The organism is Ferroacidibacillus organovorans, assembly GCF_001516615.1.
GTDB classification, from domain to species: Bacteria; Bacillota; Bacilli; order Alicyclobacillales; family SLC66; genus Ferroacidibacillus; species Ferroacidibacillus ferrooxidans_B.
The window spans coordinates 75,163-97,381 of the sequence record NZ_LPVJ01000019.1; the positions used below are offsets into that span (position 1 = coordinate 75,163).

Annotated in this window: 21 protein-coding genes; 17 read left to right on the forward strand and 4 right to left on the reverse strand. The window is 53.5% G+C overall.

What is annotated here, in order from left to right:
- Window positions 1-3 precede the first annotated feature (3 nt).
- The 5 genes from ATW55_RS06275 to ATW55_RS06295 all read left to right on the forward strand — a co-directional run bounded on the left by ATW55_RS06275 (window position 4) and on the right by ATW55_RS06295 (window position 6,357).
- Window positions 4-1,329, forward strand: coding sequence for a glucose-6-phosphate isomerase (locus ATW55_RS06275; protein ID WP_067714254.1), 1,326 nt, complete (start codon window positions 4-6; stop codon window positions 1,327-1,329).
- A 36-nt stretch (window positions 1,330-1,365) separates the two neighbouring features.
- Complete coding sequence (gene cysK, locus ATW55_RS06280) at window positions 1,366-2,283, forward strand: cysteine synthase A (RefSeq protein WP_067714257.1); 918 nt, start codon at window positions 1,366-1,368, stop codon at window positions 2,281-2,283.
- Window positions 2,284-2,386: 103 nt separating this feature from the next.
- Window positions 2,387-2,809: an OsmC family protein gene (locus ATW55_RS06285; RefSeq protein WP_067714260.1), complete on the forward strand. Its 423-nt coding sequence runs from the start codon at window positions 2,387-2,389 to the stop codon at window positions 2,807-2,809.
- Window positions 2,810-2,892: 83 nt separating this feature from the next.
- Window positions 2,893-5,844: a formate dehydrogenase subunit alpha gene (gene fdhF / locus ATW55_RS06290; RefSeq protein ID WP_067714263.1), complete on the forward strand. Its 2,952-nt coding sequence runs from the start codon at window positions 2,893-2,895 to the stop codon at window positions 5,842-5,844.
- Window positions 5,845-5,874: 30 nt separating this feature from the next.
- Window positions 5,875-6,357 carry a DUF1641 domain-containing protein gene (locus ATW55_RS06295; RefSeq protein WP_067714266.1) on the forward strand — a complete coding sequence of 161 codons (483 nt, stop codon included), beginning with the start codon at window positions 5,875-5,877 and terminating at the stop codon, window positions 6,355-6,357.
- Window positions 6,358-6,459: 102 nt separating this feature from the next.
- Here ATW55_RS06295 and ATW55_RS06300 read toward each other — a convergent pair whose 3' ends face one another.
- Window positions 6,460-7,221 (reverse strand): SDR family NAD(P)-dependent oxidoreductase, encoded by a 762-nt coding sequence (locus tag ATW55_RS06300; RefSeq protein ID WP_067714269.1) that lies wholly within the window; start codon window positions 7,219-7,221, stop codon window positions 6,460-6,462.
- A gap of 125 nt (window positions 7,222-7,346) precedes the next feature.
- Here ATW55_RS06300 and ATW55_RS06305 point away from each other — a divergent pair, with 125 nt between their 5' ends.
- The 7 genes from ATW55_RS06305 (at window position 7,347) to ATW55_RS16730 (ending at window position 14,100) form a co-directional block, all read left to right on the forward strand.
- Window positions 7,347-8,291 (forward strand): selenium metabolism-associated LysR family transcriptional regulator, encoded by a 945-nt coding sequence (locus ATW55_RS06305; protein ID WP_067714273.1) that lies wholly within the window; start codon window positions 7,347-7,349, stop codon window positions 8,289-8,291.
- A gap of 101 nt (window positions 8,292-8,392) precedes the next feature.
- Window positions 8,393-9,694 carry a histidinol dehydrogenase gene (gene hisD, locus ATW55_RS06310; protein WP_067714276.1) on the forward strand — a complete coding sequence of 434 codons (1,302 nt, stop codon included), beginning with the start codon at window positions 8,393-8,395 and terminating at the stop codon, window positions 9,692-9,694.
- Entirely contained in the window at window positions 9,691-10,332 is a 642-nt protein-coding gene (locus ATW55_RS06315; protein WP_067714279.1) for an imidazoleglycerol-phosphate dehydratase, read from the forward strand. Before hisD ends, ATW55_RS06315 begins: the two co-directional genes overlap by 4 nt.
- A 105-nt stretch (window positions 10,333-10,437) precedes the next feature.
- A complete protein-coding gene (locus tag ATW55_RS06320; RefSeq protein ID WP_067714283.1) occupies window positions 10,438-11,460 on the forward strand; it encodes an iron-containing redox enzyme family protein in 1,023 nt (340 codons plus the stop codon).
- Window positions 11,461-11,581: 121 nt separating this feature from the next.
- A complete protein-coding gene (locus tag ATW55_RS06325; protein WP_067714286.1) occupies window positions 11,582-12,247 on the forward strand; it encodes a metal-dependent transcriptional regulator in 666 nt (221 codons plus the stop codon).
- Between the two features lie 56 nt (window positions 12,248-12,303).
- Window positions 12,304-13,521: a hypothetical protein gene (locus ATW55_RS06330; RefSeq protein WP_067714289.1), complete on the forward strand. Its 1,218-nt coding sequence runs from the start codon at window positions 12,304-12,306 to the stop codon at window positions 13,519-13,521.
- A 78-nt stretch (window positions 13,522-13,599) separates the two neighbouring features.
- Entirely contained in the window at window positions 13,600-14,100 is a 501-nt protein-coding gene (locus tag ATW55_RS16730; RefSeq protein ID WP_235587027.1) for a redoxin domain-containing protein, read from the forward strand.
- 49 nt (window positions 14,101-14,149) lie between these two features.
- Here the strand turns inward: ATW55_RS16730 and ATW55_RS06345 are convergent, their stop codons facing one another.
- The gene (locus ATW55_RS06345; protein ID WP_067714295.1) at window positions 14,150-15,496 is read right to left on the reverse strand and encodes a glycosyl hydrolase family 18 protein; all 1,347 of its coding nucleotides are present in this window, start codon (window positions 15,494-15,496) and stop codon (window positions 14,150-14,152) included.
- A gap of 153 nt (window positions 15,497-15,649) precedes the next feature.
- Here ATW55_RS06345 and ATW55_RS06350 point away from each other — a divergent pair, with 153 nt between their 5' ends.
- Together ATW55_RS06350 and ATW55_RS16275 are read left to right on the forward strand one after the other, a co-directional pair.
- Entirely contained in the window at window positions 15,650-16,975 is a 1,326-nt protein-coding gene (locus ATW55_RS06350) for a hypothetical protein (RefSeq protein WP_067714299.1), read from the forward strand.
- A gap of 48 nt (window positions 16,976-17,023) precedes the next feature.
- Complete coding sequence (locus ATW55_RS16275) at window positions 17,024-17,200, forward strand: hypothetical protein (RefSeq protein ID WP_160327176.1); 177 nt, start codon at window positions 17,024-17,026, stop codon at window positions 17,198-17,200.
- Between the two features lie 83 nt (window positions 17,201-17,283).
- Here the strand turns inward: ATW55_RS16275 and ATW55_RS06355 are convergent, their stop codons facing one another.
- Together ATW55_RS06355 and ATW55_RS06360 are read right to left on the reverse strand one after the other, a co-directional pair.
- A complete protein-coding gene (locus tag ATW55_RS06355; RefSeq protein WP_067714302.1) occupies window positions 17,284-18,321 on the reverse strand; it encodes a ThiF family adenylyltransferase in 1,038 nt (345 codons plus the stop codon).
- Entirely contained in the window at window positions 18,308-19,054 is a 747-nt protein-coding gene (locus ATW55_RS06360; RefSeq protein WP_067714305.1) for a molybdenum cofactor biosynthesis protein, read from the reverse strand. Before ATW55_RS06360 ends, ATW55_RS06355 begins: the two co-directional genes overlap by 14 nt.
- Before the next feature lie 200 nt (window positions 19,055-19,254).
- On the opposite strand from ATW55_RS06360, the gene moaC reads away from it, so the two are divergent.
- Genes moaC through ATW55_RS06375 form a run of 3 tightly spaced genes read left to right on the forward strand, consistent with a single transcriptional unit; the run spans window position 19,255 to window position 21,986 of the window.
- Complete coding sequence (gene moaC / locus ATW55_RS06365; protein ID WP_067714514.1) at window positions 19,255-19,746, forward strand: cyclic pyranopterin monophosphate synthase MoaC; 492 nt, start codon at window positions 19,255-19,257, stop codon at window positions 19,744-19,746.
- On the forward strand, window positions 19,746-20,246 hold the full coding sequence (locus ATW55_RS06370; protein ID WP_067714308.1) for a MogA/MoaB family molybdenum cofactor biosynthesis protein: 501 nt from the start codon (window positions 19,746-19,748) through the stop codon (window positions 20,244-20,246). Before moaC ends, ATW55_RS06370 begins: the two co-directional genes overlap by 1 nt.
- Window positions 20,247-20,252: 6 nt before the next feature.
- On the forward strand, window positions 20,253-21,986 hold the full coding sequence (locus tag ATW55_RS06375) for a sigma-54 interaction domain-containing protein (protein WP_067714312.1): 1,734 nt from the start codon (window positions 20,253-20,255) through the stop codon (window positions 21,984-21,986).
- Window positions 21,987-22,219: the final 233 nt, after the last annotated feature.

Here is a 22,219-nt window from a genome sequence, read left to right on the forward strand (position 1 = left end):
ACGATGCGTTTACGGCTTAGCCATCGCGCGCATCCGTTTGTCAGTGATCAGGAACTTCAGAACATGCAGCCATTTGTCCGTGCCGCCCATCAACTGATGGTGGAGAAGACGGGGGTGGGAAGCGATTTTTTAGGATGGATCGATTTGCCTGAGCAGTCGGCGGAAATGATTGCCGCGCTAAAAAAGAAGGCGAACGAGATTGCGCAAAAGTCGAACGTGCTCGTCGTTATCGGCATTGGCGGATCTTATCTTGGTACGCGCGCCGCGCTTTCGTTTTTGGGGCCGGCGCTCCCCGAACTTGCGGAACCTGCACTGCGCGTGGTGTATGCGGGTCACAACATGAGTGCAACGTACCTCACAGAACTCTTGGCGGAACTTGATCGCTATGATGTGGCGGTCAACGTGATTTCAAAATCGGGAACGACAACGGAACCGGCGCTTGCTTTTCGATTTTTGCAAGCGTACATGGAGAAGCGGTACGGTAAAGAGGAGGCGGCGACGCGGATTGTCGCGACAACGGATCGCGCCAATGGCGCGCTCGTAGCCATGTCGCGCGCTGCGTCGTACACCACGTTTGTGATTCCAGATGATGTCGGTGGACGCTACTCGGTGCTTACGCCTGTGGGACTATTCCCGCTCGCAGTGGCTGGCGTTGACATTGACGCGCTTCTGGCGGGTGCGCGCCGCGCAAAACAAGAACTGGTGGATGTGGATGTACTTAAAAACGACGCGTACGCATACGCGGCGCTGCGCAACATTCTTCTGCGCAAGGGCTGTGCCATCGAGGCGTTTGTTTCCTACGAACCAGGGATGCACTATATCGCGGAATGGTGGAAACAGCTTTTTGGCGAGAGTGAGGGCAAAGACGGACGCGGTCTGTTTCCTGCGTCGCTCGATTTTTCGACGGATCTCCACTCCATGGGGCAGTATGTCCAAGAGGGCGCACGCATTCTCTTTGAATCCGTCGTTCGCGTAAAAAAGCCGCGCCATGCCCTGACGATCCCTGAGTTGGAAGGAAACGCTGATGGGCTAAACTATCTGGCTTTACAAAGCGTACAACATGTCAATGACACCGCCTTGCGCGCGACGATGCTCGCGCATGAGGATGGTCGCGTCCCGCAGGTGCTCTTTGAACTGGACGACATGAGTGAGCAGAGCCTTGGTTATCTGTTTTACTTTTTTGAGCTGTCGTGTGCGATCAGCGGCTATCTCCTGGGGGTCAATCCGTTTGACCAGCCGGGGGTTGAGGCGTACAAGAAAAACATGTTTGCGCTTCTTGGCAAACCGGGGTTTGAAGCGGAGCGCGCGCGACTGGAAACGCCGCGCTAAACGATTTTCAAGTGACAGGATTGTGAGGTTATAGACATGAGGGTTGTCGATTCAATCACCGAATTGATCGGGAATACGCCACTTTTGCGTCTGCGCAATGTCATTCCAGAGACCGCAGGGACGGTGTTTGCCAAACTTGAGCGACACAATCCAGGCGGCAGTGTGAAAGATCGGCCAGCGCTTGAGATGATTCGCGCGGCAGAGCGCGCAGGACGCCTGCGGCCAGGAATGACCATCGTCGAACCGACGAGCGGCAATACGGGAATTGGCATCGCGATGGTTGCGGCAGCCTGTGGATACCGCGCGGTACTTGTGATGCCAGACACGATGACACGAGAGCGCATCGCGATTTTAAAGGCGTATGGAGCGGAGGTTGAACTCACGCCAGGCCATTTGCGCATGGGCGGCGCAGTCGCGCGTGCAGAAGAAATCTGCCGAGAGCGCGGTGCAGACGCCATCGTTTTGCGGCAGTTCGACAATCCTTCAAACCCGCAGGCGCATCGCTTGACGACAGCTCCTGAACTGCTCGAACAAATGGATCAGCGCATCGACGCGTTTGTCTGCTCGGCGGGAACGGGCGGAACGGTGACGGGGATTGGCGAGACGCTCAAAGCGGTATTGCCGCACGTTCAAGTGATTGTTGTCGAGCCAAAAGGATCGCCAGTACTGTCGGGCGGAGAACCGGGGCCGCATAAAATTGTGGGTACGAGTCCTGGATTCATACCTTCTATCTTAAACACATCAATTTATGACCGCATCGTTCAGGCGTCGGACGAGGATGCGATTGAAATGACGCGGCGGCTCGCACGTGAAGAGGCGCTGCTGCTTGGCGTGTCGGGCGGTGCCGTGGTGCATACGGCGGCGATCGTTGCAAAAGAGCTTGGCGCAGGTGCCCGCATCGTCGCGCTGTGTCCAGATACGGGCGAGCGCTATTTGAGCATGGATCTCTTTTAAAGCTTGAAGTGACGGTAAAGTGGCGCTTTCGCGCCACCGTCTGCAGAAAACCAATCGGCTGCGCTGTTATTTTGAGATAAGACTGTGACAAGGAGCGAGTGACGTGAAGACGAGTGTTTCGTGGCGAGGGAAACGCAGATTTGAAGCGGTTGCGGCGAATGGACAGACGGTTGTGATTGACGCGAAGCCGGATGCTGGCGGTGAAGATGCGGGTCCCCGTCCCATGGAGCTTGTGCTTATGGGACTTTGTGGATGCACGGGAATCGACGTGAGTCTGATTCTTGAACGCATGCGAATCACACCGCAGCGTATCGAGATCACGGCAGATGGGGAGCGCGCCGCAGAGCCGCCGGAATACTTTACGAAGATTTCTATGACGTATATTGTCGACGCGCCGGATGTCGATGTTAACAAAGTATTGCGCGCTGTGAAGCTTTCGCAGGAAAAATACTGTTCGGTGTCGCACTCACTGCGCGCAGAGATTGTGGGGACACTCATTTTTAACGGTGAGACCATTCCCTGGTAGACGGAAAATTTGTCGCACGGATAACTCTTCCACCACTTTGAGACACTACACAGAGCAATGTGTAGAAGGTGGGAGGAACGCGAATGGCGACCCTTTTTGAGCAGGGTTCATCGGAACAAAGCGGTGCAAATATACGTGTTGAAGCAAAAAAAACCATTCTCACAGACGCGCTTGCGCGCGGCATAGAAATACCTCACGTCTGTTATCATCCCACACTTGGAGCGATCGAAACGTGTGATACGTGTATCGTGGAAGTGGATGGCGCACTTGTGCGCGCATGTTCGACACCGCTTCGTGAAGGATTGTCGATCGATTACGCCTCGGCGCGGGTACAAGCCGCCCGCATCGAGGCCATGGATCGAATTCTTCACAATCACGAACTGTATTGCACCGTGTGTGACAACAACAATGGCAACTGCGTTGTTCACAACACGGCGGAACTCCTTCAGATCGAACATCAAAAATACCCCTTCTCGACAAAACCCTACGAAAAGGACTTTTCCAATCCGTTTTATCGCTACGATCCTGACCAGTGTATTCTTTGCGGGCGGTGTGTAGAGGCTTGCCAAAACCTTCAGGTGAGCGAGGTCCTCTCAATCGATTGGTCACGCGAGCGACCGCGCGTCATCTGGGATCAGGATGTTCCCATTCAAGAGTCTTCGTGCGTCTCATGTGGTCACTGCGTCACTGTGTGTCCCTGCAATGCGCTGATGGAACAATCCATGCTAGGTGAAGCCGGGTTTCTTACGGGGATTCGCGAAGAGTTATTGGAGACGATGATTGAATTCACAAAAGTTGCGGAGCCCGGCTACGGTCCCATTTTTGCCGTCTCCGAGGTAGAAGCCGCGATGCGCAAGTCGCGCATCAAAAGAACCAAGACGGTCTGCACCTATTGTGGCGTGGGGTGCAGTTTTGAAATCTGGACAAAGGATCGCCACATTCTAAAAGTCGAACCGAATACGGATGCACCGGCAAACGGCATCTCCACATGTGTCAAAGGGAAGTTTGGCTGGGATTTTGTCAATGATCGAGAAAGGTTGCGCAAACCTTTGATTCGGCGCGGAGATTCTTTTTATGAGGCAGAGTGGGATGAGGCCTTAGATCTTGTCGCGTCGCGCATGCGGGAGATCAAGACGAACCACGGCCCAGACGCGATCGGGTATATCTCGTCTTCAAAATGCACGAATGAAGAGAATTACCTGATGCAAAAATTGGCGCGCGCGGTGATGGGGACAAACAACATTGACAACTGTTCGCGCTATTGCCAGACACCTGCGACAGAAGGGCTCAAGCGTACGTTTGGCCTCGGTGGTGACACGGGTGGCATTGAGGATATTGCAAACGCCGATCTGGTGATCGTCATTGGCGCAAACCCGGCCGAATCGCACCCGGTACTCTCAACACGCGTACGGCGCGCGCACAAACGAGGCACGCTAAAGTTGCTCGTCGCTGATTTGCGAAAGCATGATCTGGCAGAACGTGCAGATCTCTTTATCCATCCACGCCCTGGTACGGATTTGATCTGGCTCTCTGCCGTGACAAAATACATCATTGATCAAGGCTGGCAGGACAACGCGTTTTTGCAGACGCGCGCGAATGGGTTTGTGGCGTATGCCGAGAGTCTCGCCCATTTTACTTTGGAAGACGCGGTTGAAAAAACAGGCCTGTCACGCGAGACGCTTAAAAGCGTCGCGACGATGATTCACGAGGCGAAACGCGTGTGCATCTTGTGGGCGATGGGCGTGACGCAGCATATGGGCGGGAGCGACACGAGCACGGCGATTTGCAATCTGCTAACGGTGACTGGAAATGTGGGGCGTAAAGGGACAGGCGCCTATCCGCTTCGCGGGCACAACAATGTACAGGGTGCGGGAGATTTTGGGGCAGCCCCTGGACTTCTTCCCGGCTATCAACCGGTGAGCGACGCAAAGGTTCGGGAGCGCTTTGAAAAGGTGTGGGGAACGCCGCTTCCTCAGTCTGCGGGGCTTGACAATCATCAGATGGTGGAAAAAATCCACGAAGGAAAACTCAAGGCGATGTACATTTTTGGCGAGGACATGGCGCTTGTGGACGCAAACGCCAATCATGTGCAGGCGGCGTTTGCAAAACTGGATTTTTTTGTTGTGCAAGATGTATTTTTCTCGAAAACGGCAGAGTTTGCAGACGTGGTTTTGCCTGCCTCGCCGAGTCTGGAAAAAGAGGGGACATTTACGAACACCGAACGGCGCATTCAGCGACTCTATGAGGTTTTTCCGCCCCTTGCAGACTCACAGCCGGATTGGAAAATCATTATGCAACTCGCGAATCGCCTCGGCGCAAACTGGACCTATCGGCACCCGGAAGAGATCATGCGCGAGGCGGCGTCACTTATACCACTTTATGCAGGTGTGACGTACGAGCGATTAGAAGGGTTTAAAAGTCTGCAGTGGCCTGTGCAAGAGGATGGAATGGATACACCTGTGCTTTATCTTGAACGGTTTGCACAGCCGGATGGCAAAGCGCAACTCTATCCTGTGGAGTGGACAAAACCACTGGAGCTTGACGCTGAGTATGACTTGCACCTCAACAATGGCCGCATGCTCGAGCATTTTCACGAGGGTAACATGACCTATCGCGTACCTGGCATTGAGCAAAAGGTTCCTGTGACGTATGTGGAAGTATCGAAGGAATTGGCAGAGGCACGTGGAGTGAAGACAGGCGCGCTTGTCCTTCTTACATCGCCATACGGCAAGGTGAAGGTAAGGGCGGTCGTCACAGATCGGGTGACCGGAAACGAGCTTTATCTTCCGATGAATACGCCAAACGATGAAGAGGCAGTCAATTATCTGACAAGCAGTTACCACGATGCAATCACGCACACGCCTGCGTACAAAGAAATATCGGTCAAGCTTGAGGTTCTTGAAGAATTTGGAGAATCGCCAATCGTTCGCGGCAATTTCCGGCTGGGTCATCCAAACTCGCAACACGGTGTGTTGGTTGATGAAAAGTGGAAGCGCAAAGACTATGAGCAAATTGTGGAAGAGTCTGCGCGTTGAAACTGAGAATTTGCATAAGGAGGAAACTATTTGGCTCAGTCCATTCGCACGCGCGTCGCAATCGAGGACGAAGCTTCATCCGTAGCGAGACAGACGGCGCAAGAGATGATGGATCTGCTCGTCAGTCAGCGCGACACATTAAAACACGCTATCGCGCTCTTGCAAGTTTTAAATGAGCGTGAGGTCTTGCAAATGCTTACGGCACTCTTTGAACAACTCGATCCAGTCATGACGGTCATCGTGAATCAGGTGGCGAAGCCAGAATATACCGGGGGGATCAAAAACGTGTTTGCGCTCGCCGGCGGGATTGGTCAATTTGACAGTGAGTCACTGTCTACGCTTCTTCGCGGTATGGCGCGTGGTGTAAAAGAGGCGACTGAAGCAAGCGAACCGTCAAGGACTGGCATGGGTGTCTTCGATCTTCTCAAGGCGCTAAAAGACCCTGAGATCAGCAGTGGGCTGCGAATCCTTCTGCAATTTTTAAAAGGGTTCGGAGCGGGCATGACGCCATAGCAATCGTAGAAAATTTTCAGGTATGCAATGTATGCAAAATGCGGCACAAAAGGGTTCCCTTTACGTGCCGCATTTTGGATGACGATTTATCGAGTAATTAATTTACTTTCGGGCGATTTGGCCGTAGGGACCTTGTTGCACTGGACGCATGACAATTGTATCGAGATCCACATGGGATTTGCGCGTGACGGCAAACGCGATCACGTCTGCCACGTCTTCTGCGGTCAGCGGCGTGACGCCAGCATACACCGCATCCGCTTTGTCTTTGTTCCCTGAATATCGAACCATGCTAAAATCCGTTTCAACCATGCCTGGATCCACGGATGTGACGCGGATTGGATGCCCCAGAAGTTCTTGGCGCAGCGCACTTGTGATGGCACGCACGCCAAACTTGGTGGCGCAATAGACCGAGCCCCCGGCATACGCGTCATGTCCTGCAGTTGAACCCAGGTTAACTACGTGGCCATATCCTTGTTCGATCATGATCGGTACGACAAGTCGTGTCACGCGCAAAAGACCCATAACGTTTGTGTCTAGCATCTCTTGCCACTCTTCATCGCTTGTCTGTTCGGCAATCCTCGTGACGCCGCGCGCGAGTCCGGCGTTGTTGACAAGGACGTCGATGGAGCCAAAGGCGTCGTGCGCCTCTTTGATAAAGGTCGTCACACTCTTTAGATCGGTGACATCAAGCGTGCGAGAAAAGACGCGTGCCCCACGCCTTTTTGTATCCTCAGCGATATCATGCAAACGGTCCTCGCGACGTGCGCCAAGTATAAGATCAAAACCAAGATCTGCCAATTGCCGCGCGGTGGCGGCGCCGATCCCTGAGCTGGCGCCAGTGATCAGTGCGATGCGTTTATTCATCGTTTTGCCCCTCCCATTCAAACAGGTTGTATCCTTCCTGACTTTTCTATCTCGTCATGATAGCATAGGGACACACCAATTTCCGCGTATCGTTTATCGCTTTGAATAGAATGGATGGGATAAACATGAACCTGCGCCGTTTTCACGCACTCATCGAAGTTGCGGATCGACGAAGTTTTTCGGATGCGGCAAACGCGCTTAGATTGACACAACCAGCGATAAGCAAGCAGATCAAATCACTCGAAGATGAGCTTGGTGTCACGTTTTTTTTGCGTGACGCAGCGAGTGTTCAACTGACGGAGGCGGGGGTCAAGGCTTATCAGACAGGGAAACGGCTTCTTCATGAGTATCAAGGACTTGTCGAGTACTGCCAGTGCATGCAGGATGTTGTGCGCGGAAGACTGCGCGTAGGTGCCAGCACAATTCCGGGAACCTATCTCTTGCCGCAGGTGCTTTACGAATTTCGCATGAACTATCCACATGTCGAGTTGAATGTGACCGTAGCTTCCTCCGGGCACATTGTACAGCGTCTTTTGCAAGGCTCAGTCGATTTAGCGGTTGTTGGTTCGGAGCCAAGCCACGAGGAACTGTCGGCCATGCCGATCGGGACAGACGAGCTTGTTTTGATCGGACCGCGCGACATCTCGCGCATGAACATAGCTTCCTTTGAAAAAGAGCGGCTAGAGGACTTTTTTTCTGCTCTTGCCTGCGGACTTGATCAGCAAAAGTTGCAGGCGCTGCCAATGATTGGGCGGGAGCGAACGTCTGGCACACAGACGTCACTTGAATCGACACTGCGCAAAATCGGGATTGACCCGACCAGTCTGCATGTCATCGCTCACGTCGAGGATACAAGTACGTTGGTTGCGATGGTGGCAGCTGGCATCGGCTTTGGGGTGGTTTCAGCGCGCGCGGCCAACCGTCGCGATCTTGCCATCTATTATCGGTTCAAAGAACCGCGAATGCTTTATTTACTCACTGCGAAAAGGCAATCTCCAGATGCCATCGCGCACCGTTTTATTGAACAGCTTAAGGCGATTCAGATCGATCATGAGGGAGATGGCGAATGAAAGATTGGCAATTTCGGGTTCGCTTTAGTATAGTAGAGTGATAAAGCGAATGTGGAGGCATTTCTAAAATCGGAAGCAATCATGTTGAAGGGGAGAGTTTTGTGATCGCACGTTATCGCTTGAGGGATCTGACACAATCTGAACAAGATCGCATCTTGCGCCGCGCCGGGAGCGATATTTCTGCGCAGATGGACAAAGCGCGTGAAATTTGTGACACGGTGAGGCAAGAGGGGGATAAAGCACTCTATGCCTACACGGAAGCGTTTGACGGGGTGCGATTGAATCCAGGCAGTCTGCGCGTCACAGACGATGAGTTTCAAGAGGCCATTTCGCTTGTCGATGAACAAACTGCTGCAACCCTCCGCTATGCGGCAAGCAACATTCGCCGTTTTCATGAGGCGCAAATGCCAGAACCGATGTGGATGATGGAAGTGGATCAAGGGATTATGGCGGGTGAAAAGGTGACGCCGATACCTGATGTGGCGCTGTATGTTCCGCGCGGTAAGGGCAGTTTTCCTTCGGTTCTCTTGATGCTTGGCACACCAGCGGTCGTTGCGGGCGTCTCGCGCATCGTTGTACTTACTCCACCGAATGAGATGGGCAAGGTCGACCCGGCAATTCTGTTTGCGGCTGAGCTGCTTGGCATTCGCGAGATCTACAAGGTAGGTGGAGCACAAGCCATCGCAGCGGTCGCCTACGGTACGGAAACCGTGCCAAAATGCGCAAAGGTGCTCGGGCCTGGCAACCCATACGTCACGGCGGCCAAGCGCCTCGTGATGGGTGCGATTGACCCGGGCGTCCCGGCAGGACCGAGTGAGGCGATCATCTTGACAGATGGATCGATCGACCCGCGCCTTGTCGCTATGGATGTGTTGATTGAGGCAGAGCACGGCCCTGACAGTGCGGCGCTAGTCGTTACGTGGGACGCTCAAGTCGCCGCTGCCGTGGAAGGGCAGTTGCAGGATTTAATGGGGCAAATCAAGAGTCCTGTGCGTCGCTCTTTTGTCGAGACAGTCATGGGGCGCTACGGTGGAATTGTCGAGTGTGACTCGCAGGATGAGGCGATCGATTTTGTCAATCGCTACGCACCTGAACACATGGAGATTCTCACTTCTGATCCATGGGCGATTCTCCCGCGCATCAAACATGCGGGAGAGATTCTCATGGGGGAACACACACCCATTACGTTATGCAACTTTTTGCTTGGTCCAAACGCCATTTTGCCGACAGGGCAAATGGCGAGAACGGTTTCGGCGGTTTCGCTCCACGACTTTTTAAAGCGCAGTTCCATCGGCTATGTGACGAGAGAAGGGTTTCAAAAGGTTGCACCATACGCTGCGCATTTTGCAGAGCTTGAAGGATTTGAAACGCACGCGAACGCGGTCAGGGGGAGAATGAAGTGACAGATAACCGAATCACAGTCACACGCAAGACAAAAGAATCTACCATGGTGGTCGTTTTTGGCCGCGGAGAGCGCGATGCTACGTTGAAACAGCGTCTCAATACGACGCTGCCTTTTTTCAATCACATGCTGGAACACGTCGTCTGGCGCGGCGAATTGACGATGGCAGTCGATGTGCAGCTAGACGCCTATCATCTGGTGCACGTCATCACAGAAGATACAGGCATCGCGTTTGGAAAAGCGGTTAAAGAGTGGGTTGATCGCTATGCGTCGCGCGGGATTGTGGGCTATGGATCGGCGTATGGTGTCATTGATGAGGCACTGGCACGCGCGGTGTTATCATTTGAAAGTAGGGCGTATCTCGCATTTGATCGGAATCAGGTGAAACTTCCTGAACAAATGGAAGGCATGCAAAGCGAGGATTTGGTCGCCTTTTTTGAAGGATTTGTTCAGGGGGCGCAGTGCACACTTCATCTTGACCTGCTCAAAGGCCGAGAAGGACATGGGCATCACATCTGGGAATCAGCTTTTCGCGCATTCGGTATGGCGCTTTATGAGAGTCTCTCTGAGCGCGCCTGGAGAAAGGGCATGACTGCGGGGGTCGCTGGCGCCATTCACTATGAGATTGACCACTCCTGAGTTTGTACGATGTGAGACAAAGCTTTAAACATGCGGTTCTAGGACGAATCGCTTGCGACGTAGAATGTGCCAATCCCTGTGCAAACGGGTAAAGGAGGCGTCGCAGTGACAACGTTTGAAGCCGCAAATCCTCATGCATTACATGAACAGTTGCAACGTTTTGCCGTGCTTGATGACGCCCCTGCCGCCACGGTCGAGTTGTGGTCGCGTCACGCGGGGCGGCTCAGTCACTCGCTTGAAACAAAAGATGTGCGAATGCATCGTGAGTTTCACGAAACACTCCATCTCCTGCTCTCGGTTCATCAGGCGCTGCCCTACACGTGGGCCGCTCGTCAGAGCGCCTCGCATGTCGCGCTGCGCATTCGCCAACAGCTGTTTTCGGCGTTATTAGAACATGAGCAGCGCAAACTTCTGGCGATGGATATCCCGCCGATTCCGACGCGCCCCGAAGCGCTTGTTGATTACTTGATCCAGCTCAATGCTCAGCATGTCGCTTCAAGGCACCCTGTTTTTGATTATCTGCAAGAGGCAGGGTCCTTGCGTGATGTAAAGTCCTTCTTTTATCAGGAGGGGAGTGTCGACGCACGGTTTGATGATCTGATCGCAATCGCACAGGTCGGGACAGATGGCAGTATCAAAGATGAGTATGCGCATAATTTTGCTGATGAGATGGGACATGGGAACCCGGAGCGCGTTCACACCACCATGTTTTTGCGCACGGCTGAATATATCCACTCCTATCAAGGGGAAGATCCACAGGTGCTCAGGGAGCCGATCACGGAGGCGTTGGCCTGCAGCAATCTGCAGATCGGTATGGCACTTCACCGTGAGCATGTGTTTCGTATGGCAGGATACCTCGCCGCGTTTGAGTTGAATGCGACGGATCGCTGCAGGCGCTTGGTAAAAGCGTGTGTCCGGCACGGTATGGATGTGCACCAGCTTGAATACCTGACGGAACATATTGACGCAGATGTCGGGCACGCGGAGGGACTTTTTCACGAGATCCTTGTTCCGATGGCTACACTTCATGAGCGTGCACCCGTAGAAATTGTTCAAGGGTTTCTCTTGCGCTTACAAACATCAAGCGATTACTGTGAAACGCTGCTCAAGCAATTTTTGCAAGACTAAGCGCGCATGGTTTTGTCGTGACGCCTGCGCGATCGAGAATTGTCGATCGCGCTTTTTACGTTGTGAGATGGACAACCCCATGGTACACTCAACAAAAGATGGAAAAAGCGGGGGTATAGCATTGAAAACACACCATACTTCCGATACTTATATTGAAGCGATTTATGTATTGAGCGCAGAGGGCGGAGTCGTCATTGCGGCGCGGCTGGCTGAATTTTTACATGTTTCAAGACCGACGGTGACGCAGATGATCCGTCGCCTAACTGACACTCAGGATGTGTATGTGCGCGAAGGAAAAGAGATTTGTCTCACAGAAAAGGGACTGCTTCGCGCAGAACAAATGGTCAGGCGGCACCGTATACTCGAACGTTGGCTGTCCGATGTCCTGGGTCTTGACTGGGGCACGGCGCACATTGAGGCGAGCCGTCTTGAACACGCGATTTCTCCATTGCTTGAAGAACGTTTGGAGCAGGTGCTTGGCTATCCCAAAACCTGCCCACACGGAAATTTGATTCCTGGCTCAAGTGGAGTGACGGAACCGGCATGGCCTCTCTCTAGCATTGAGCCGGAGCAGAAAGTACGCGTTGTCCGCATTTTTGAACAAGCAGAAGAAGACGTTGAGTTGCTTCGTTATTTGGAGTCGACTGGATTTGTTCCGGGACAAATCATGAAAACGTTGAAACCTGACCCGTACGATGTGAGTGTGCGTGTGGAAATTGGCGATCAGTCGATCTCCATTTCTACGGACATCGCAGAGCGCATCCTCGTGGCACAAGCGAAGCCGTGAAGGTGTGCGCAATGATGCGCCAACGGTCGGGTTTTCAAGATGAGAAGGTGTAACCAGTGTCGATCCGCGTCATTGCAACGATTCTTCTGCGCGCAGAAGAAATTTCTGTCGAACTTCGCTCACCGCACGGGAACCTCCTCACAGAGGTGAATCGGATTTTTTCGCTTCAAGAGGGGTACCACAATCCAGCATGCGCAGATGATGTGTTGACTGCTGTGATTTCACTCTTCAATATGGCCTTGCGTCGCGCGCTGGTTCACGCACGCGATGTTGTGGCGTTCGCCATTTCTTCATCCCCCCGCTATGCTGTCGTGTGGGAGCGCCGCTCAGGAACGCCGCTTGCGGTGTTGCGTCTGCCGATGGACGGTGACGGTGCGTTTTTGATGACACAAGAGCGCATTTCTGCGATCGCAACATCCTATCCACATCTCCCGCTCGTCGCGGGTGGACTTGATTCATGGCTCATGTTTCACTTTTCGGGGTTTAAGGTGTGTGGCGTGATGCAAGATCACCTGCTTGCCTCGCGGTTTGCCCTTTTAAAGCAACAGTTTCAGCATCGCTTGGATGTCCCAGTCGTCGCAAGAACCTATTCACTTGATGTGAGACAGTCACTCTATCTGGAAGGGTTTCAAAATATCACGTGCATCACCGTTTCAGCTCTTGCGGCCACACAGTTTGGCGTGATGCAAGACGGACAGACGGACGCTTTGCTTCTTGTTGAAAAAGAGGGGTATATTCGCTTTTTCCCACATAGACCAATTACGCCAGAATATCCGGATGTTCTCCCTGTTATTCACGGTTTTGAGAGTGCGCAGCGCATGATCGATTGGTTCTATGCGCACATGTCGACACAACCGTCGAGCGATGAAGTGGCAGCCGCCTTGTTAAAACCTCAAGCAAACGTGCGGTTGCAGATCGATGAGGCGGATTGCGGTGCATCAGGCACGCTGTACGGAATTTCACCGGATTTGACGGACGAACAGTTGCTCGCTTCAGGATATGAGGCGCTTTTGACAATTGTTGCAGATGGGCTTAAAGCGTGGGCGCATTCCGATCGCCAGATTCTGGCGACGGCAACGACGTATGCGCCTGTTTTTGTTCTGCGGGCGCTCGCGAATCGACTCAACGTAGACGTTGTCATGCACACGACGGATCAACTGGGAAAATGCGTTGCGCTCATCGCCGCAGTAGAAACAGACGAGATCTCTAGGCGTGAGGCGCAAGCGATCCTGCGGGATGAGACAGAAGTGTTTGTGCTTTCACCTGACGCATAACGCGCGACATTGATGTTCAGCCGAATCTTGGTATAATCGGGAATGTACCAAATCTACCCTTGAAAGGCGGTCATGCTCATGGCAGGACTCGGACAACCCAAGGGCGCACCGGAAACGAAGACATTGAAAGTTGGCGATGTCGCGCCGGATTTTACGCTTAAGGCGCACGGCGGACGCACTGTCACACTTTCAGAGTTTCGCGGGAAAAATGTGTTCATCGCATTTTATCCCCTCGATTGGACTCCGGTCTGAGGCGCCCAAATGCCTTCATACGAGGATGATCTCTCTCGTTTTGAAGAGTATAATACCCAGGTTCTGGGTATCAGTGTCGATAGTATCCCAAGCCACGAAGCGTGGCAAAAGTCCATTGGCGGAATATCTTATCCGCTTTGCTCGGATTTTTATCCACACGGAGCAGTCGCTGAAAAATTTGGCGTCCTTCGCTCTGAAGGATTCAACGAGCGCGCACTCTTTGTGATTGACAAAGAAGGTGTCGTGCGTTTTATCGATGTTCACCCGATCGATAAACAACCTGACAATGAAGTGATCTTTGATGTCCTTCGTCAGTTAAGAGACTGAGTCAAAACGTGCGGCCAATGAGCATTTGCTTATCGGCCGCACGTTTCGCTTATCCGACTGCTGTATGAAGGGTACTTACAAGACTTTGCCAAAGGGTTGGGCTTGACAATCCCAGATACCATACCGCACCGCCTGCCAGATGATCTTTTGGGATGAGGCTTGCCAAAAGCATGAGTGAGCGTTCGTCTTCCATCCATATTTCGTGAATGGTCCCCTGTACAACATACCTCAGCACGTGAACCCCGAGTGACGCATCCCAGTGTGGAACAGCGTGGACTTGTGAGACAAGGTTTTGCAGTTGTTGAAGAGAGAGCGGCTGACTGTTAAGGACTGCGCCTTGTTTTGAGAGCGTCCAGTCCTGAGTGTAAAGCGGCATGCCAAGCACCAGCTTTTGTGCGGGAACCCCCGTTGTAAGCATGTCTTTAACTCCTGTCGATACCCACGGAAGCGAGGCAGTCGGACCGGCATAAGGATCGCCGCCCCAGTGTTGGTCATATCCCATCAAAACGATGTTTGAGACGGCTTTTGCCAATGCGGCGTGATTATAGGGACCTGTGTTTTGCCCGTATACGATGTCTGGCGGAAGATCGACAGAAAGCGCGATGTGATACGGTTTTAGCGCTGCCGCAAGCTGTTTTACAAAGTGTGTATAATTCCAGCGGTCTGCACTCGCTAAGCCTTCGAAATCAAGGTTGAGTCCATCGAGATGATACTGCCTTGCAAGGATTACAAGGTGGTGAACCAACGCGGTTTGGCGATCAGCGTAAGCGAGATACGCATGTGTTTCAGACGCAGAGAAGCCATTGTCGACGACCGCCCAGACTTTGATTCCTCGCGCGTGACACATTTGTACGACTTGTTCGTTGATTGTTCCGCTGACTGCACCGTATGGGCCCGAGACGTGCAACCACTTTGGGGCAAGCACAGTTAGCCCTGGTGATTGAGCGAGCAGACCTGGCAATGTCTCTGGTGTGACCCCAAGTGTCCATCCGAGTGCAATTGGGGCTGGAACCGCGCCCCTTAGCGGCGACGCAAGCGGCAGGGAGGCTGGGAGCTGCATAGAGGGCCTGGATAGATTCGCAGGAGTTGAACCTGCGTTTGCGTGCGGCGCGCGGTTTGGCGCAGTCGGTAAAACACTTGATGCAAACGGTACGGTTTCAAGTGTGATTTCATCATTTGAAAGCGTGGCGAGCGAGAGCAGAAAGTGCGTCGGGTCGGGTGCGGCAAGCGGCCTTCCCTGAACTGAAAAATCAAGGATGGCGCGCAGTGCTGCAGGGATCGAGATGAACGAGACAACGGTTGGATCGATCTTTCGGGCATACCAGGATGTCATCATGAAGGATGTCGCCAAGAATAGGATGGCTGTTGTGATCAAAGAGATTCGTTTTGTGAGCATCGCGATTCAAAACCTCCAGAGCACGCACAATGTGCATTGTTTTCTTGTACGTGCTATCGAATCTATGAGACAAATTCATAGAATAGACCGCTTTATTTTTAGGAAAGATAGGGGGAAATGGAAACGGCGTGAAGTACGAGGAGGGTGAACTGTGTGATCTATGTGTTTTTTTTGGCGCTCGCCGCGCTTTTTCACGCTTTGACGCACCATGCCATGCAGGAGTTGTCTCTGGCGGCTGGCGTGTTCGTGCTTTCGTGGTTCGGAATTGTGTGGGAGGAACCGTGGAATGCACTATTACAAACGGCGGGAATCCTGTTACAACGAATTTGGATGGGGCGGAGGGTGTCAGCGATCGGGGAACTGCCAAGCGGGTGCAAGCGCTGGATTGACGCGTATGCCAAACAGTACCCCGCGTATCTTCGAATGCCTCTGACACTATGTGAGGATGGTGTCATCCGGCTTGCCGCTTTGCGTGATTTGCGGCAGCTTCCCATTCAACCGGATTACTGGCCGCTTCCGCTTCTTGATCTCGCGGCTGTGTTGGAGCGCTTTGATCCTGCCTTTTCCGATGTTCGAATTGTAGCTCTCTTTGTCAATCGAGCGATATTCCGTGATGCGACACAGCGTTTTTTGGAGCGTCTTGCTGCGATCGGTCAAACAAACACAGCGCCGCTTGACGCACTTTTTGACAGTCTGGTGCGGTTTCAGGAAGAAGATCGTCGCATGGGAGGGCCTGGCCTGCTTTTGCGCGAGGTGTTTTATACGTGGCTCTTTTCATCAGTGCCTGATGCGCTCGCTGCATGTCCGCGCGCGTCTAAACGCACGGTTTGGTTTCACGCGAAACTCTCCGAGGCGGCCCTGCGTATGACCCGGCGCGTGCGCACACAAATGCTTGAGGAATCGCTTGATCATCCGGAGTGTGATGTCGCCCGCACTGATTCGCTGGCGCAGTCGACGACGGGTGTGCCGAGCTACGAGGTGACGCTTGAGCGAATCAAGGAGTGGGCTGCGCAAGATATGGCGCGCGCTGTTCGTGTGATGCGCGATGTTTTTTTATCCAATCGCGAAGAGCGCGGTGGTATCCTGCTTGAACAAAACGCCGACGCGTGGCGTGAAGGTTATTTTGTGGCGATCCACGAGGGACGTCGTGTGGTGTTGATGATTGCTCCGGAGTTTGGCGATGGAGAGCAAAACATTCTTTTGCGGGCGTTATCGGCGCGAGCAAAAGAACGCGCGAGTGATGTGCTTTTATTGCCGCTTGACGCGCTGTCTGAAGCGCAGATGCGAAGGGCAGACGCTCTCGAATTGCTCATCTTGCCGTGTGACGAGCTTCGGCGCATCATTGATGTTTATCGGCAGCAACTCTGGCATACGGTCGCATTCTCCCTGCGCGTCTCACGTGAAGTGAGTGACGAATCTACAAAAATTACATTCGTAGATTCTCAGTTGTCTCCTATAGAACTTGGAGCCGCAACATAGTACAATATGATCATCATGTTAAGTTCGTGTAAACGTGAGGTGTCCACATTGGGGCAATTCAACGAAAGAGACGCGGGTTTACAAAAACAGCAGGCAGCAGAATTTTTGCGAAACGCAATTCGCGGCAATGACGACCCGTTCGTTTCACTCTGTCAGGCGATGCGCAGCTCTCCAGGCAAACCTGTCGAGCGACGCATCTTGGAAGATGAGGATGATGAGCGTTAAGTGTTTGCAGGAAGGTCTGCGCGCAGGCTTTGCCTGCAGTGGATGTGAAAGCGGTTACCAATGAATATATATCTAAAGCACAATCAGGTTCCAACATAGCGCGCATAGAGAGACCGCGCAACCCCCGTATCGCTCGTCCCCTGAATAAGCGCCCTCCCATCGCTAAAAACCGTGAGTGTGAACGAATCGATCATCACCCGAACAAAAAAAGGTGTTTGCGTGACGCTTTGTGCCACAGCGCGCACATCTTTGGCAAGTGCATCCAGGGAGAGCGTGAGGTTGGTATTTGGCGTGACTTGAATGGTGTCTCGCCCACAGAGGCTGACCGTTTCGGGAGCGCGATCCGTGTGGAGATATGAAAAAATGCGCCGTCCGCATGTGCTGCAGTTTTCTTGTTTGGCAGGCAACTTCATCGTTGACTGGCGGCCTTCCCAGACGTCGAGGTGGGTCAAGGTTCTGGCGATCGGCGCGCCGACGATGCATTTAAGTGCGAGCGTCGACGCGAGACTTCCGACGATATCAGTGAGTGGCCCAATGACGCCGACGGTATCGCATGTTTCTCCATGCGCGTGATCAGGATCATCCGGAAACAGGCAGCGAAAGCAGGGTCCGTCTGGCAAAAAAGGAGCGACCATTCCGCGGCTCGCCACAGCGCCTGCATAAATCCAAGGAAGTCTATGAAGGACAGCTACGTCGTTAATGAGAAAGCGGGTTGCGAAGTTATCAGTTCCATCAAGGATCAGATCGACATCCCGCAAGAGGCGCTCTGCGTTTGCGGCAGTGAGGTCTGTGACCATCGGCTCAATCTGCACTTGGCTGTTGACTTTTGAGAGTTTTTCGGCCGCCGCCAGCGCTTTGGGCTTTGCCTCTGCCGCATCCGCCTCATCATAGAGGGTTTGTCGCTGAAGATTGCTCCACTCAATGATGTCGCGATCGATAATTCGCGTGAAGCCCACCCCTGCGCGTACCATGTGGTTAGATATGACTGTGCCAAGCGCGCCTGCTCCGACGACTGCAACGCGCGCGGCGCCCAATTTCTGCTGGCCTGTGATGCCAATTGGTGCGAATAGGTGTTGGCGGCTGTACCGTGAGTGGGTTTCAGACAGCTCAGGGTGTTGCATGCGTCTCATCTCCCTCGTCAGAGGTTGGATTCCAAGGGCCATCGGGGCCGACCCACTCGACCTGACCGTCTGAGAAAAACTCTTTTTTCCAAATGGGAACGGTTCTTTTGAGTGTGTCGATGGCGAACTCCCCAGCGGAAAATGCGTCTTTGCGATGCGGCGTAGACACGCCGATCAAAACGCTTGTCTCTGTCAATGCAAGCCTCCCCACGCGATGCCAGAGTGCAACGTGCGCATCAGGAAAACGCGCGATACACGCCTCTTTCACGGCGCGCATTTTTTCCAGCGCCATTTCCTCATAGGCCTCATACTCAAGATAAGAGGTCTGACGGCCGCGCGTAAATTCGCGCACGGTGCCGGAAAACAGTACAACTGCCCCGGCGGCTGCGCGCAAGACATGATCGTACATTGCGCTGACAGAAAGCGCGTCGCGTGTGATGAGCACATCGTGAAGTACAGTGTTATGCTCGCGCGGCGCCTGCATTCCGCCACTGACGGGCGGAATAATCGCGATACGGTCATTTTCATGGATGATCACATCGTGCGTGGCGTATTCCTCATTCACCGCAAACCACGCTCGGCGAAGAATTTCTTCAAGCATTGGATAGGAAAGCGCAATTGCATCGCGGACATCGGCGATGGAAGGAGGAGATGGACGCTCGACAGTTACTTCGATCTGCTCTTTTCCACAGGCTTCTGCCGCTGCAGCAAAGAGTCGAACATGTATATTCATGCGAATTCACCCTTGTCATACATCGAATGGATAGAGTAGACGAACCATTGCATGAGAGAAGACTCGTCACAATGTATTATACAGGATCAAAACGCCAAGGCGCTTGTGTGACGGATGAACCGTTTGCGTTATACTAAATGAAATGAAGAGAAACGGGGAGAAACATGTTGGAGTATCATGAACCGGTGCATGCGCAGGCGATGGGTCAACGCCTGACCCATTTGGATGAGGCGGGACACGCGCGCATGGTAGATGTCAGCGAGAAATCAGCAACCACGCGTGAAGCTGTCGCGCAGGCCGACTTGCACATGCTTCCAGAGACGCTCACAGCGATTCGCGAGATGACGCTAAGGAAAGGGGATGTACTCGCGGTGGCGCGCGTCGCCGCGATTCAGGCCACAAAGCGGACTTCTGAGTTGATTCCCCTCTGTCACCCGCTCGCACTCCGTGCGGTTGAAGCTAACTTTATAGAAATTGATGAAAAGACACTGCGCATTCTCGTCACGGTCAAGACGACAGGCGTCACAGGCGTAGAGATGGAGGCGCTCGTCGGCGCAACCGTCGGTGCTCTCACCGTGTATGACATGTGCAAGGCAATCGATCGCGGCATGGTGATCCGCGAGGCTTGCCTGCTCAAGAAAATCGGCGGAAAAAGCGGCCCCTATGAGCGTGAACAGGAGATGTCAAGGTAATGGAGAGCGAAAACACGGCTTTTGTCATCACGGTCAGCGACGGTGTATCTTCAGGAACGAGAGAAGATCAAGGGGGGCAGCTCGTGGCGGAATATCTTCTCGCGCTTTCGTTTATCGTTCATCGCACTGTGGTGCCTGACGATCGTTTGCAAATTGAGCGTGCGCTTCGCGCGGCGGTAGAAAAACAGTGCGCGCTCGTTGTCACGACGGGCGGCACTGGACTCGGTCCACGCGATGTCACGCCAGAGGCGACGCGAAGCGTGATGGAGCGTGAGGTGCCTGGGTTGGCTGAGCAGATGCGGCGAATTGGACTGGAGCAAACGCCGTTTGCGATTCTGTCGCGAGGCGTTTGCGGAGTGTCTGCGCGCACGCTGATTTTAAACGTCCCTGGCAATCCAAAAGGTGCAGTCGACTCCCTCAAGGCGGTTGCACCTGTCCTCAAGCACGCGTTGGCCGTCTTGCGGCGGTCGCGCTATGATCACGCGCTAGAAAAGGACTGAACGCAGGTGACCCAAAGCGACAAAGCCAAAGAGTGGGGACAGCCGCAGCTTCAACTCGACGCGCTCATTCAAGCGATGCACGACGCGATGGTGGCCATCGACCTCCGGGAAACGATCGTTCTGTTCAATCCGTCTGCCGAGCGTCTCACTGGCGTGCGCGCCGAGGATGCGCTTGGCATGCCAGTATCAGAAGTTATCCCAAACAGCCGTCTTCCGCACATCTTGCAGACGGGTCAGGCAGAGATCAATCAAGTGCAAATGCTTCACCACCGCTCGATCGTTACAAACCGCGTCCCCGTCCTCTCACCGGACGGGGACGTGACGGGCGCGATCGCGGTTTTTCGCGATACGACAGAACTGCTCGACTTGGCGGCTGAGGTCCTTCATCTCAAAGAGATCCAGACGCTGCTTGAAGCGATTTTTGAGGCGACGCAGGATGCGATTTCTGTTGTCGATCAACACGGCATTGGACTGCGCATTAATTCGGAATACACCCGTCTGACTGGATTGTCGGAACAGGATGTCATCGGCAAGGCTGCAACGGTTGATATTGCAGAGGGCGAGAGCATGCACATGCGCGTGCTTAAGACGGGACAACCTGTGCGCAATGTTTCCATGAAAGTGGGGCCCTATCGCAAAGACGTTCTGGTGAATGTCGCGCCGATGCGCGTGCACGACCAGTTAATCGGCAGTGTGGCGGTTATCCATGACCTTTCAGAAATGCGGGCGCTCACGGAACAGTTGCAACGAGCGAATGCACAAATTCGGCGACTGGCGACGAAGATTACATTTTCGGATATCATCGCGAAAAGCCCTGCGATGCTCGAGGCGCTCGAAGCGGCAAAACAGGCGGCGCGCACGCGCGCGACGGTGCTTTTGCGCGGCGAGTCAGGCTGTGGGAAGGAACTTTTTGCGCACGCGATCCATCAGGCGAGCGATCGCGTCTCGGGTCCTTTTTTGCGCGTCAATTGCGCGGCGCTTAGCGATTCGGTGCTTGAAAGTGAGTTGTTTGGCTACGAGGAAGGGGCGTTTACAGGCGCGCGCAAAGGCGGGCGACGCGGATTCTTTGAAGAGTCGGACGGCGGCACGCTGTTTCTCGATGAGATCGCGGAGTTGTCAATCGGGACACAGGCGAAACTTTTGCGCGTTCTCCAGGAGCGCGAGATCATCCCGGTGGGCGGTACACGTGTGCGGCATGTTGATGTGCGTGTGATCGCCGCGACGCATGTAAACCTAGAAAAAGCGATGGCGGATGGCCGTTTTCGCGAAGATCTTTATTACCGCCTGCATGTTTTGCCGATCGCCATTCCCCCGCTTCGCAAGAGAACGCAAGATATTCCACTTCTTGCTTTCAATTTTCTCACGCGCCTAAACGCAGAATACGGGCGACATGTGCACTCTATCGCAGATGACGCTTTGGCTCGGCTCCTTGAATACGCGTGGCCAGGCAATGTGCGAGAACTGGAAAATGTACTGAGCCGCGCGTTGATTCGCATGGATTATCGCGAACAGATCATCGAGCTACGCCATCTTGTGCCATCCCTTGAACAGCGGGACGTAGCGACTGATGTTTTTCCTGTCCTAACGGATGATACACTTGCGAACCAACTGAAGCGGGCGGAGCGGATCGCAATCGAAAATGCGCTGAAAAAGGCGCACGGGAATCGCGAAGAAGCGGCGGCGCGCTTGGGTGTCTCTGTGCGCTCGCTCTATTATAAACTTTCACGTGATCAGGAGTAAGACGATATGCAATTTTATGCATGCAAAAATTTGCATTAACTGCAATGGATTGCGCGCCAGGGTTAGGGTAAGGCCGGATAGTGTTGAATGAAAATCGCGCGTTGACAAGGGAGAAGCCATTCAACACCAAAGATTTTATGTTTGTTAAAAAATGGACGGAATGAAATGCTTGGTTTGGCACGCATTTTGCTATGATGAGGGGTGCGCGGTGAAATGAATGATACTGACGCAGC

What these genes read in the sequence shown, in the direction of transcription:
- ATW55_RS06275 (WP_067714254.1), top strand. Translation starts at nt 4, where the DNA reads ATGCGTTTACGGCTTAGCCATCGCGCGCATCCGTTTGTCAGTGATCAG.
- cysK (WP_067714257.1), top strand. Translation starts at nt 1,366, where the DNA reads ATGAGGGTTGTCGATTCAATCACCGAATTGATCGGGAATACGCCACTT.
- fdhF (WP_067714263.1), top strand. Translation starts at nt 2,893, where the DNA reads ATGGCGACCCTTTTTGAGCAGGGTTCATCGGAACAAAGCGGTGCAAAT.
- ATW55_RS06300 (WP_067714269.1), bottom strand. Translation starts at nt 7,221, where the DNA reads ATGAATAAACGCATCGCACTGATCACTGGCGCCAGCTCAGGGATCGGC.
- ATW55_RS06305 (WP_067714273.1), top strand. Translation starts at nt 7,347, where the DNA reads ATGAACCTGCGCCGTTTTCACGCACTCATCGAAGTTGCGGATCGACGA.
- ATW55_RS06345 (WP_067714295.1), bottom strand. Translation starts at nt 15,496, where the DNA reads ATGCTCACAAAACGAATCTCTTTGATCACAACAGCCATCCTATTCTTG.
- ATW55_RS06355 (WP_067714302.1), bottom strand. Translation starts at nt 18,321, where the DNA reads ATGCAACACCCTGAGCTGTCTGAAACCCACTCACGGTACAGCCGCCAA.
- ATW55_RS06360 (WP_067714305.1), bottom strand. Translation starts at nt 19,054, where the DNA reads ATGAATATACATGTTCGACTCTTTGCTGCAGCGGCAGAAGCCTGTGGA.
- moaC (WP_067714514.1), top strand. Translation starts at nt 19,255, where the DNA reads ATGGGTCAACGCCTGACCCATTTGGATGAGGCGGGACACGCGCGCATG.
- ATW55_RS06370 (WP_067714308.1), top strand. Translation starts at nt 19,746, where the DNA reads ATGGAGAGCGAAAACACGGCTTTTGTCATCACGGTCAGCGACGGTGTA.